Annotated in this window: 9 protein-coding genes and 1 tRNA gene; 1 reads left to right on the forward strand and 9 read right to left on the reverse strand. The window is 44.7% G+C overall.

The window, feature by feature from the left end:
- Positions 1-9: 9 nt before the first annotated feature.
- The 8 genes from B9A91_RS06085 to B9A91_RS06120 all read right to left on the reverse strand — a co-directional run bounded on the left by B9A91_RS06085 (position 10) and on the right by B9A91_RS06120 (position 11,798).
- The gene (locus tag B9A91_RS06085) at positions 10-1,152 is read right to left on the reverse strand and encodes an efflux RND transporter periplasmic adaptor subunit (protein ID WP_084237492.1); all 1,143 of its coding nucleotides are present in this window, start codon (positions 1,150-1,152) and stop codon (positions 10-12) included.
- A 3-nt stretch (positions 1,153-1,155) separates the two neighbouring features.
- On the reverse strand, positions 1,156-5,484 hold the full coding sequence (locus B9A91_RS06090; RefSeq protein ID WP_084239600.1) for a CusA/CzcA family heavy metal efflux RND transporter: 4,329 nt from the start codon (positions 5,482-5,484) through the stop codon (positions 1,156-1,158).
- 76 nt (positions 5,485-5,560) lie between these two features.
- The gene (locus B9A91_RS06095; protein WP_084237493.1) at positions 5,561-5,941 is read right to left on the reverse strand and encodes a hypothetical protein; all 381 of its coding nucleotides are present in this window, start codon (positions 5,939-5,941) and stop codon (positions 5,561-5,563) included.
- Positions 5,942-5,985: 44 nt separating this feature from the next.
- Positions 5,986-6,585 carry a histidine phosphatase family protein gene (locus tag B9A91_RS06100; protein ID WP_084237494.1) on the reverse strand — a complete coding sequence of 200 codons (600 nt, stop codon included), beginning with the start codon at positions 6,583-6,585 and terminating at the stop codon, positions 5,986-5,988.
- The gene (locus B9A91_RS06105; RefSeq protein WP_235012470.1) at positions 6,578-8,077 is read right to left on the reverse strand and encodes an FGGY-family carbohydrate kinase; all 1,500 of its coding nucleotides are present in this window, start codon (positions 8,075-8,077) and stop codon (positions 6,578-6,580) included. The genes B9A91_RS06100 and B9A91_RS06105 overlap by 8 nt, the downstream gene beginning before the upstream one ends.
- On the reverse strand, positions 8,035-9,483 hold the full coding sequence (locus B9A91_RS06110) for an FGGY-family carbohydrate kinase (protein WP_084239601.1): 1,449 nt from the start codon (positions 9,481-9,483) through the stop codon (positions 8,035-8,037). The genes B9A91_RS06105 and B9A91_RS06110 overlap by 43 nt, the downstream gene beginning before the upstream one ends.
- Positions 9,484-9,507: 24 nt before the next feature.
- Positions 9,508-10,467 (reverse strand): 2-hydroxyacid dehydrogenase, encoded by a 960-nt coding sequence (locus B9A91_RS06115; protein WP_084237496.1) that lies wholly within the window; start codon positions 10,465-10,467, stop codon positions 9,508-9,510.
- A 44-nt stretch (positions 10,468-10,511) separates the two neighbouring features.
- Positions 10,512-11,798 (reverse strand): MFS transporter, encoded by a 1,287-nt coding sequence (locus B9A91_RS06120; protein WP_084237497.1) that lies wholly within the window; start codon positions 11,796-11,798, stop codon positions 10,512-10,514.
- A 275-nt stretch (positions 11,799-12,073) separates the two neighbouring features.
- On the opposite strand from B9A91_RS06120, the gene B9A91_RS06125 reads away from it, so the two are divergent.
- Positions 12,074-12,841 carry a DeoR/GlpR family DNA-binding transcription regulator gene (locus B9A91_RS06125; protein ID WP_084237498.1) on the forward strand — a complete coding sequence of 256 codons (768 nt, stop codon included), beginning with the start codon at positions 12,074-12,076 and terminating at the stop codon, positions 12,839-12,841.
- Positions 12,842-12,906: 65 nt separating this feature from the next.
- Here B9A91_RS06125 and B9A91_RS06130 read toward each other — a convergent pair.
- Positions 12,907-12,980, reverse strand: a tRNA-Ala gene (locus B9A91_RS06130).
- Between the last annotated feature and the right edge of the window lie 15 nt (positions 12,981-12,995).

Below are 12,995 nucleotides of genomic sequence, written 5' to 3' on the forward strand. Positions count from 1 at the left end.
ACATAATGATTACTCAGCAGTATTTTTTAGCTTCATTAGCAGTGAATAAGCCCCTGTAGTTACAATTCTTTTACCTTCTAAACCATCCCCAACTACCGTCAGGCCATTTTCCGATTGGCCCTTTTTAACAGGGGTCATCCTGAAACTACTGTTCCCCTCCTGCACAAAAACATAGTCTTTGTTTTCAAAGCCAACAATAGCATCATCAGGCAGCACCTTTTCCTGATTGTTGTCCAGCTGGATCTCAGCATTCATATACATGCCGGGCACCAGCCGTTTATCGTATTTTTCAAACTGACAATGCACTTCGGCAATTCTGTTCTCATTTAGAGAGTGACTTAACAGAATAATCTTTGTGTCATATCTCTGATCTGGCCTGGCGTTGCTGTAGACAATCGCCTTTTGTCCGATCGCGAGTTTGCTCAGGTCTTTTTCGTACACCATCAGGTTCAGATGAATGTCTGTGGGGTTCACCAGCTCAAAGATCACATCTGAGGGGGTAACATACTTGCCAATATTAACATTTACCCTGCTGATGTATCCGTTAATGGGAGAATGAATACCAATGCTTCTTGAGATGGAATTTTCAGTAAGCCGCTGCGGGTTAATACCGATCAGGCCCAGTTTTGCAGCCAGTGCTTTCAATTCTATATTTAGACTCCTGAATTCACTTTCCGACTGCTGCAATACTTTATCGCTGCTGGCTTTACTACTGTTTAGTTCCTTCTGACGCTCATATTCCCTACCAGCATAGGCCAGTTTATTTTTTGCATTCAGGTAATCCTGCTGCAGCTGAATATACTGCGGGTCTTCCATAATGGCCAGGAGCTGACCTTTGCGTACCTGGGTACCCGGCAGCATTTGCGTGGATTTCAGGTACCCGCCTAAGGGAATGCTGACCGAAACCAGGTTTTGTGGAGGCACATCGATCTGTCCGCTAAGCTTAAGACTGCTGCTGATATTTTTCAAGCTTACCACTCCGGTATGAAGGCCAATATTTTTAGCCTGCGCATCTGTTAACTGTACCAGGGTTTCGTCGGTATTTGCAGCCTTTTCTACAGACTGCTGCTCGGCATTACTATTGCTACAGGCGTTAAACAGGCTGACTGCCAGGATTACTGCGCTATAATGGATGGCTATTTTAAGTTTCATGTTTTATCTGGATAAAAGGTAATCTAAATGAATAATACTTTGGTTTAGTTTTTTTACGGCTTCAAAATAGTCGAGTTGTACAGTCAGCGATTGCTGGTTCAGCACAGTCCATTCCAGGTAATTGATTTCTCCGTTTTGCAGTTGTTTGGTGAGTGTCCTGGTAATGCCTTCCGCATTCTTCAGAGCCCCTTTCTCAAATTCCTGTACCACTGCGCTGTATTGCTCAACCCGGCTTAAGGTTCCTGAAAATTCTGTATGCAGCTGCTTTGCTTTGTAGTCGCTCTCTTTTTTGGCTATGTCCTGAAGTACTTTAGCAGACTTTATTTTTGCCCTTTGCGCCCCTATAAAAACAGGGATTTCCAATCCAAGCTGAAAAGACTGAAAGCGGTTTGTTCTAGCGTAGTTAATGCCATCCCGGAGGCTCATATTGTTATAGCCAATAACAACATCAGGGAGCAGTTTCGATTTTTCTACCTGTAATGCGGCATCCGCTGCTTTTTCCTGTTGCTGCTGCCACTTCAAAGCCGGATGAGCCGACAGCACAGTACTGTTGCCTAAGGGCCTGGCAATCTTAAAACTTTCTGCCACAGGCCTTCGCCGTTCATTGGTATTCAGCAGTAGCATGAGTTCCTGTTGCAGCTGCTCTTCTTCCTGCTTCAGGTATTTTTGCTGGATCTTTAGTTGGATGAGCTGGTTTTCAGCACTTGCCTTTTCCAGCATATTGCTTTCCCCTGCTTTTAACCTCAATGCAGCAACACGCAAGAATGCCGTATAAGTGGAATCCATTTTATGGAGCAATTCTTCTTTTTGATAAAGCAGCAAAAGATCATAACAGATTAACCTGGCAAGCTCTCTAACCTCTGCTGCCTTCAGATCTGCTTCCAGCAAGGCTGCCTTCCATTCCTCATGAAGCTGTTGCCCCTGCCGACGGTATACCATCGGCAAGCTAAAACCCTGGCTTACCGAAATCCGGTCATCACTCAACGGACTGTTAAAATTCCCATACTCAGCACTAACCGCGGTTTTTGGCAAGTTAATCCCGGTTTTGATCAACATCTTTGCCTGTTCAGCCCTCAATTGCCGGTTTTGGATCAGGAGGTTGTTTGTTACCGCGATATCAACTGCCTCTTCAACGCCAATTGGTTTTTGGGCCTGTACTGATAAACAAGCGAACATGAGTAACAGTGTAGCTGCAACGCGTTTTCCCTTTTTAACGCTGATACCTTTCTCAAAAGCGATATAAAGGATAGGCAGCACAAATAAGGTCAGTAACGTAGCAATCATGAGGCCACCGATAACCACTGTGGCCAAAGGCCGTTGAACAGATGCCCCGGCGCCATTACTCAATGCCATAGGCAAAAAGCCCAGCGAAGCCACAAAGGCCGTCATCAACACCGGCCTTAACCGGGTTACAGTACCCTTTATTACAATAGTTCTCATATCTGTCTCTCCTGTAGTTTTTATTCTGTTGAATTCCGCGACGAGTACGATACCATTCAATACCGCAATGCCAAAAAGTGCTATAAAGCCCACCCCCGCGCTTATGCTGAAGGGCATTCCCCGGAGTGCCAGCAGAAAAATCCCACCGATAGCAGAAAGCGGGATGGCGGTATATATGAGCAGCCCGTATTTGATAGAGTTGAATGCAAAATACAAGAGCAGAAAGATCAACAGCAGGGATACGGGCACTGCTACCGATAAGCGCGATTTGGCTTCATTCAGGTTTTCAAAAGAGCCTCCATAGCTTACAGTGTAACCTGACGGCAGTTTAATTCTGGCATTTACTTTCTCCTGCAGTTCTTCTACGATACTCTCCACATCTCTGCCATTTACGTTAAAACCTACCAATATCCGTCTCCTGGTATCTTCGCGCTGAATCTGACTTGGGCTGTCTACAAGCTCAACAGCAGCGACCTGGCCCAGCGGAATATGGGTGCCAGCCGGTGTAGGGATCAGCAGGTTCTGCACATCCTTTATATCCTGACGTCGTTCATTTTGAAGCCTGACCACCAGATCAAAACGTTTTTCACCTTCAAACACCAGCCCTGTGCTCTGCCCGGCAAAGGCAGCATTGATATTCCGGTTTACATCTGAAATATTCAATCCATATTGCGCAAGAGTTGCGCGATTGTATTTAATCACAATCTGCGGTATACCAGTGATCTGCTCAACATACAGCTCCGTCGTGCCATCTACCTCTTTCACAATATTTCCAAGTTGTTTGGCATAAACACCAAGCGTATCAAAGTCCTCCCCAAATATCTTGCAGACCACATCCTGCCTTGCCCCTGTCATCAACTCATTAAAACGCATTTGCACCGGAAACTGGAAACTGGTTGTTACACCTGGCACCTCAGCCGCTGCTGCCCCCATCTTTTCTGAAAGCTCATCAAAGGACCGGGCTGAAACCCATTCGGCTTTAGGCTTTAAATTAATGATCATATCGCCCATATCCATAGGAAGGGGTTCTGTCGGCACCTCACTGCTCCCAATCTTGGTCACAATATTTTTAACCTCAGGGAACCTGGATTTAAGTACCCCCGCTACTTTCTGCACATTTTCTATCGTCGTATTCAGGTTACTTCCCGAAAGTACACGGGTTTCCACGGCATAGTCACCTTCCTCTATGGAAGGGATAAATTCACCACCCAGGCGGCTAAGCAGAAATACAGCTACTACAAACAACACAACTACAGTACCTATAATGGCTTTAGGCATTGCCAAAGCCTTTGTCAGTATTGCTTTATAACCGGTTTCAATTTTCGCCATTACACGATCTGAAAAATTTTGCTGCAGCTTGATCTTCCGGCTCAGAAAAATACTGCTGAGCATAGGAATATAGGTAAGGGAAAGTATAAATGCGCCCAGCAGTGCAAAAGCAACCGTCTGCGCCATAGGCTTAAACATCTTTCCCTCAATGCCCTGTAAGCTAAAAATGGGCAGATAAACAATCAAAATAATAATTTGTCCGAATACCGCACTGTTCATCATTTTGGAAGAGGCACTTTTCACCTCTTTATCCATGTCGTGCTGTGATAACATGGTCAGTCCGGCAAACTTCCGGCTATGGCTAAGCTGATGCATTACCGCTTCTACAATAATTACCGCACCATCCACAATGAGGCCAAAATCAAGTGCACCGAGACTCATCAGGTTGCCGCTTACGCCAAAGAGGTTCATCATAATGACAGCGAACAACATCGACAGAGGAATAACTGAAGCAACCAGGAAACCAGCCCTGAAATTACCCAAAAACAGCACAAGCACAAAAACCACAATTAAAGCCCCTTCCAGCAAATTGGTTTGAACAGTGCTGATCGCGCTGCTTACCATATCTGTACGGTCCAGAAACGGCTCAATAATCACACCTTCCGGTAATGTTTTCTGGATCTCGGCTATTTTACTTTTAATACTTTCGATGACCACGTTGCTATTGGCACCTTTCAGCATCATGACAATAGCCCCCGACACCTCACCCTCATCGTTGTAGGTAAGCGCTCCATACCTGGTAGCAGCACCGATGTTCACTTCTGCCACATCCCGGATCAGTAAAGGGCCATTCCCTTTATTGTTCCTGATCACTACATTTTCTATATCCTCCTTATTCCCGATCAGCCCTTCACTTCTGATATAAAGCACGGTAGACTGTTTTTCAATATAAGAACCTCCGGTATTCTGATTGTTGCTTTCCAGCGCATTGAATACATCAGCAATGGTAACCTGGTGGGCCTGCAGTTTTCCGGGATTAATGGCAACCTGGTATTGCTTCAGTTTACCACCGAAGCTGCTCACCTCGGCTACCCCTTTTACCCCCAGCAACTGCCTGCGGACGATCCAGTCCTGTATTGTCCGCAGCTCGGTAATGTCGTACCTGGTTTCATAACCTTTTTTCGGTTTTACCACATACTGATAGATTTCGCCAAGTCCGGTAGAAATCGGCCCCATTTCGGGCTTACCAATCCCATCGGGAATAGATTCCTGCACCACAACCAGCCGCTCCGACACCTGCTGTCGGGCCCAGTAAATATCTACATCGTCGTTAAAAACGAGTGTAACCAGCGACAAGCCAAAGCGGCTGTAGCTTCTGATTTCCCTAATACCTGCGATATTGCTGCTGGCCTGTTCTACCGGAAAGGTAACCAGACGCTCGATATCGGTAGCGCCATAAGAAGGAGCTACTGTGATGATCTGCACCTGATTATTTGTAATGTCAGGTACAGCATCTATAGGAAGTTTAAAGAGTTCGAAAACCCCATATATAATGAGTGCGACGGTAAACAACGCCACAACGAGTTTATTCTTAACAGAAAACCCAATGATTTTATTAAGCATGAAAAATTTGATTTGATCAATTCCTGAAATAGATACAGACAAACCTTAGGCGGCTTGTCTTAAATACTAAGATTGATCATGCTCTTGGGGGCTGCCAAACCTGACCGCAATCGGGGGCAGCAATAAAATGCTCTTTATAAAGAAAACTGTCGTCGGCAACAATTATCCTAACAGGCCTTTGCAGGCAACCAGGTTCCCCTTCGGGAATAGCCGGCATTTTCAAAGCATTCAGATCTGATGTTTTAAAAGGGAGCTGACTATCCCTTTCCTCATCGTTGTCAGCATGTGGTGTGGAATTGTAATGATCGCAAAGATATTCGGTAAAAGTAATTTCACCGTCAATTACCTTATGCTCATAAAAATGCTGAAAAAGCACCGGGAGTTTGGCTATCTCTCTAAGCGCTGTGCTGGAAATAACATAAACCGAAAGTATAAAAAGAATGATTTGCTTTTTCAATGTCCAAATTTAAGTCAAAAAGCAATAACATAAAAAAGGTTTTATCAAATCCTGCTGTTCAGCAATTTCAGGTTCAACTCAGCCTTATCATCCAGGCTAAACAGCGTTATAGAAGAGTTTTCCTGCACAATGCGCCGATAATATTTCAAAGGCATACCTAGTTTATACGCCAGGTAGAGGCGGTTAATGCCATTATGCCCAACAACCAGGATATTTCCTGAAGGGTGTTTATCCAGCATTTCCTGGTAAAAATCATCAACGCGTTGTACCACTTCAGCGGCACTTTCTCCCGTTCCACCGGCCCTTGCTGTTGCAGGATCACTCATCCAGTCATTCCATAAAACGGCATTTTCACTGATGAATTCCTCCTTTGTTTTTCCTTCCCAGCCTCCAAAATCAACTTCAATTAAACGTTCATCTGTTTGCACGGTTTTAGTACCCGATGCAATCTCTGCTGTATATAAAGCCCTTTTTAAGGGAGAAGCATATATCGCGTCAAACACCATTCCCTGCAACTGGCTGTTCACCAGGTTGGCCTGTTCTATTCCTTTTTCAGTCAGCTCTATATCTGTACGGCCGCAATAACGGTTTCCATCGGCATTGTACTTTGTTTCGCCATGGCGAAGTAAATAAACATTAAGCATGTATCTCTCCTTTTTTTATATATCCTTTTTCCAATAGCAGGTTTAAAAACCTATGGTAGTTTTTCTCGTATACAGCCACGAGTTCAGGTTCTGGATGCACTTCCTTTTCAATGGTTGTAAGTGCTGCTACTGCATCGGCAAGAGAACTGAAGTGGGTGTTTGAGGCCGCCAGAATTGCGGCACCAACGGCGCCCGAAACTTCTTTCATTTTATAGATGGGCAGATTTAGGACATTACTGCGGATTTTCAGCCAGACATCGCTGTTACTACCACCGCCGGCAGTAAAAACGGCATTGATCTTTTCCTTGGTGAAACCCTGTATCAATTCAAAAGAAAAACGTTCCAGGTAAGCAACGCCTTCCATATTGGCCGTAAAACGCTCGGCCATCGACAAACCTTCCTGCTCAAAACCAACGGCATCCGGTGCTACCATAGGGAACCGTTCGCCATGCTGCCGCAAGGGATAGGAGATCAGATCAGTAGGCACCAGTTTTTCTGCAGCCTTGCTTAATGCATCAAGGTTATCACCAAATTCATTGGTTACCCAGTCGGCCCCGGTATTGCTTGCTCCGCCTGGCATCCAGTAACCCGCAGGATGACGATGACTATAAATCCGCCCCTCTTCATCTACAATTTGTTTCTTGGTAACACCCTTGATCACCATAGTGGTGCCAATGGTAGTGTTCCACTCACCAGGTTTTACAGCACCCGATGCAATCTGCGATGCACAACCATCCGTAATACCCACCGTAACCTGGATACTTGCCGGCAAGCCAAGTACGGCAGCCACCTCCTCATCTAAGGTACCGATCACCGTCCCTGAAGGAAAAACTTCCGGGAGCCAGGCTTTCTTCAGTGGCAAATGTGTGTATAAATATTCCGGCCATTCATAACTGCTTACGTCGTAACCTGTTTTAAAAGCATTGGTATAATCTGTAACTCCCCAACGCCCGCTCAATTTTCCGGTGATGTAATCTGCCGCATGGATCCACTTGCTGATCTTTACGGCCTTTTCCGGATAAGCATCGCCAAACCAGACCATTTTTGCCAGGGCACTTGAGGTATTGAAAGCAGTAAAACCCTTGTTGTGGTATTTTACAGCAGTAGCAGTACATATAGCCGCTTGTTTAGCTGAACGCTTATCACTATACATGATAGCATTGTGCAAGGGCTGATGCGCTGCATCCAGTGGGATTACCGTGCCCGACGTAGAAGTAACTGCCATGGCTTTTACTTCGTTAAAATCAAGTCCTGCAGCTTTATCCTTTAATTCTTTTAAGGAAACCACAAAGGCTCTCCACCATCCTTCGGGCGACTGTTCCTCCCTTGATGCTTCATTCAGCGGGAACACCTGTCCGGCACTGGCTGCAACCTCCCCTTCAGCATCAAGCAAAACCACCCTGGCACCCTGCGTTCCGATATCTACTCCAATAAAATAAGGCCCCATGATTAACCAGATATTTGTATAAATGAAGCCCTTGTTTTTTTCCATTCCTGATACAGCCTTACATGTTCTTCATTTTGCTGGGGAATGGTCTCTTCGAGGATATAAGGCGCTATTGCCTCCTTACCCAAAGCTTTGTTGCATATATACACTCCGCCTACTACCGATGACTGCCTGTAGCTGTTGCGGATGATCACCCTTTTTTGCAGCAAATTGGCTATAAACTGCCTTAAGGTAGCACTTTGCACACCACCTCCACAGGCCCAGATGTAATCCTGCTCGTGTGTTGTTACCCCGCAAAGGCTCTTATAGTTTTCGCTGATACTGCAGGCGATATCCCATAGCGTAGCCCATACAAAACTACCTCTGGTAAGTAAATGAGAAACCGGTGCGTCAAAAATGAAGCCGCCACGGGTAAGGGGCTTTTTTTCATCTGCCACCAACGACCCAAGCGAAGCAATACACTGAAAATGGCTCACTTCCTGTAACTCCTTTTCAATCACCTCATAAGCCTCAACTGGATAAAAAATCTCCTTTAAACGCTGATAGTTTAACCCGGTTACACCTGCATTGGCCTCAAGGATAAAACTATGTTCATCTGTATGCCTGCTGGTCCAGGTGCGTTGCTGTTCATCCGTAATGTATTCGCCGGTAATTTTAATGATTGGAGTTGTGGTACCCGATACAATAACTACATCGTTTTCCAGCGGCTGCGTACTAATAATGGCCAGCTGCGTATCCGCGCCGCCCACAATTACCTTTGCATCCCTATCGATCCCAAAAGCCTGCGCTTCTATCGGTAAAATGACGCCGAGTGGCGTGCCAGACAAAGTAAGTTTTGGCAAAACGGCCGGATCAATCTGAAAAACGGCACACAATTCATCCGACCATTCATGTTTTGCCACATCGTACAATAGGGTTTCCGAAGCTTGAGAATGTTCATAATGAACCACTCCGCTTAACTTATATTCTACCCAGTCGCTGATACTTAAAAATGTTTTGAATTCCTTCCATATTTCTGGCCGTCTGTGTTGTACACCTACAATTTTGAGGGCCGAAAACAAAGAAGTAGGATAACGACCGGTAAGTTGGTAAACTGCACTTTTATCAGCAATCATGCTGTCCCACTCCCTGCCCCTGTGGTCAATATTAGGTAAGCCAATAAGTGATTCACCCTTTTTTCCAAGAAGGACAATCCCTTCACGCTGGCTGGTAGCGGTTAGTGCCAGTACTTTAACACCGGGAGCAGTACTTAGTGCCTTTTTTGCCAGGCGAATGATTTGCTGCCATAAAGCATTCGGATCAAAGTACAAGGCTTCAGGATAATGATCGTCCTTATGGTTATGCAGGTTCTCTCTTGCTATTCCCAGTATTTCCCCAGAGGTTGATGCCACTGCAACACGTACATTTCCTGTACCAATATCTATTACAATATATGCTTCCTGATTTGTCATATCTGAATTTTCATTAACGCTCACCTAATTTACCTTTTCCTGCGCAAACCACTCCATTATCCTGCTGTTCATGATTTCTACATGGTGATCTTCTACCTCATGTGTTGCACCTGCAATATGTGGTGTAGCCAATACATTTGGCAGGTTAATGATCCTGTAATCCTTCTCATCCGGAGGCTCATGATCAAATACATCCAGCACCGCTCCCCGTATACGGTTATGCTCCAAAGCATCCAGCAGGTCGTCACGCTTCACCACGCTGGCTCGTGCCGTATTTACAAATATAGCCCCAGGCTTCATTTTAGCAATCAGGCTTTTATCTATCATACCGATGGTAGATGGTGTTACCGGCAAATGAATGGAAACAATATCACAGCTTTCGAATATATCTTCCAGGGATGTCTTGATATACTTCGCATCAAACGCCCCCAGATACGGGTCATAAAATTTAATGTAACATGGAAAGTTTTCTACCATACTGGCTATGCGCTGGCCTACTGCACCAAAGCCAACCATTCCAATGGTTTTACCTGCCAGCTCATTTCCTTTAAACTGTAAATAGGAAGTATGTGCATCATCGGTCCAGTTCTTCCCTTTCAACCAGGCTACGCCTGCATAGGTATTCCTCATCAGATCAATTACCGTTGCCAGGAATAGTTCGGCTACCGCCTGTGCATTTCGGGCCGGAGTATGAAATACGGGAATCCCCATTTCTTTAGCTGTTTCCGTAGCAACATTAGATGGAGTTCCCCTGCACACCCCAATAAACTGCAGCTGCGGGTTCGCTTGTATCACTTTCGCTGTAACATGGTCGTGTTCGGTAATCAATGCTTCGGCTTTTGTCTCCTTTAGCAAGGCAATCAGTTCTTCTTCATGAAATGCACGGCCAAAATCCTTCCATGGGCGATAAATGACCTCACCCAGCGTCTCTGCCAAAGCCTCCTGTCCCCGCTCGTGATAAGGGGCCGTAATCAATATCCTCATATTCTTTTATTATTGTTATTAAATTCTATTGTGTGTTATTCATTTTATGTTCCAGAAACAGCAACCAGCGGATCTGCGGCATGTGCTGTTTTCGCATTATTAGGTAAGGTGATAAAACGGGTAAGGATGGCACTAAGCACATACAAGCCAGCAAGTATCCAGACCACACCGGTGTTGCCCAGACTACCAATAAAGATCCCAACGATGGCAGGCCCTACAAATACCGCTAACCCTGCACCGAGGTTTAGCACTGCCATAGCAGCACCCTTATCTTTTTTAACCAAAGAAGGTACCAGGGCCGATAAAGGCACATAACCGGCAAGTAGTGCGCCCCATAAAATGCCGCAGAACATCACCATCCAGAAACTACCCCCAAACATAACTGGCGAGTAATAGAACAACAATGTGGTAAGTGCACAGCCAATGCCCCCAAACCACATTACCGTATTGCGCCAGCCGAAACCATCCCCAACAAAGCCAAAAATTAAGTTGAAAGCAATGTTTGCTGTAAATATCGTACCCCAGATCTGCAGCCATTCCGTTGTAGTAAAACCATGTGCCGCCATATAGGTTGGCAAAAACACAGGGAAAGCAAATTGTGCAGTTGTATTGATGATGCGGACAATACCTCCCAGTAAAACTTTAGGCTCTTCCTTCATAATGATCAACCCCTTGGCCAGTTCTTCCGTTTTCGAAGACCTGTTTTTCCCCGCTGAAGTTTCGAACTTATCCCTATTTAATACCAGCGCAAAAAATGCCCCCACCAAAACCCAGAAAATAGAACTCCATAAAGTATCCAAATAACCCAGATGCTCGATTGCCCAACTGGAATAGTATGCACCAAAAACATTTAAACCACCTGTAAAAACAAACCAGAACCAGCCCACAGCAGATCCCAGTTTTTTACCGGGACTACGATACGTGATCCAGACAAGAAAAGAATAGGCAAACAGCGGATAGCCGAAACCCCTGACCGCATAAGTTACCAGCATCACACCATAATTCAGATCAGGTAAACCGTAACCTACAAAACCAGCCGTTCCAATAATGTATAGAAGCAAGCCCATCAGCATGGTCTTTTTTGGACCGAAACCTTCAGCCAGCACCCCGGAGAACCAGGATGAGATGGCAATGGTAATTCCATATACAGTAAATAAAGAGGCAGATTGCTGAATAGTCATTCCGCGTCCTATTAAATATGGACTAAGCCAGCCCTGTTCCACACCATCACCCATCATAAAGATAAGGATCCCCAAATAACCCCAAGCCAGCTGCTTCGGGATACCAGCCCTGCCAAGCAGGGAATTGTCTGAGTTTAATTCTTGTTTCATTTATATATTTGGTTATTTTTTTACACATTTCACTTCATTACGTTTCAGCTTAGCAAACTTTCCTTTACCAAATAAATGAAATTAAACATAATAAAACAAAATAAAAGACAAATAAATATTTATTAAGCAATAATAAAACTTCAATATCAATCCTGGCCTGATCTGACATTAATGAATTATGAATTATTTTAGTTTAGTATATTTGGAAAATTATAGGTAGTATTATAGATATTTCATAATATTAACGATTAAAAAAGCGCTTAAAGCCTAAACAAATGAAGAATATCACCGAGCGGCATGAATTTATTATTCAACAGCTGAAGAAAAACGGCAAAGTAAATATTATTGAACTCATTAACCTGATGAAAGTTTCTGGCGTAACAATAAGAAAGGATTTGAAACTTCTTGAAGATAAAAACTTGTTGTTCCGTACCAGGGGCGGAGGATCAGTCAACAATCCTTACGCAACCGAACGAACCATCAATGAAAAGGAATTCATCAACTCCGAAGAAAAGCAGAAAATAGCAAAGGCTGCTATAACAATTATTGGCGAAAGTGATTCCATTAGCATCGGTTCGGGTACCACCGTTTTTGAACTGGCCAGATGCCTGCACCCAAGCAAACATTTAACTGTAATTACACCGGCCCTAAAAGTGGGTCTGGAGCTAAGCAACCGCCCCAACGTTGAAGTTTTGCAGCTTGGTGGGCTAATCCGCCCAAACTCTTCTTCCGTTGCAGGAGCGCATGCAGAAAAAATCCTTGCCGAGATTTCATGCGGTGTACTTTTTCTTGGAGTAGATGGCATTGACCTTGATTTTGGTTTTTCCATCACCAATATAGCGGAAGCAACACTCAATCAGAAAATGATTGATACTGCCCAGACCTTGGTTATCCTGGCCGACAGCACTAAATTTGACCGCAGGGGACTGGGGAAAGTATGCGGGTTTGATCAGGTACATTATGTGGTTACAGATAATAAGGTATCCCCTCAGACCGTCAAAATGATTGAAGAAAAAGGTGTGAAAGTTATTATCGCGCAATAGCATTGCGGGCTTAATAAAGCTTTGCATAAAAAAAGCCGTTTTCTTTTTGAAAACGGCTTTTTTCGTGGAGAATAGCGGAGTCGAACCGCTGACCTCTTGCCTGCCAGGCAAGCGCTCTAGCCAGCTGAGCTAATCCCCCGTTTGGCTATTGAGG

This window comes from Pedobacter africanus (genome assembly GCF_900176535.1).
Classification (GTDB): domain Bacteria; phylum Bacteroidota; class Bacteroidia; order Sphingobacteriales; family Sphingobacteriaceae; genus Pedobacter; species Pedobacter africanus.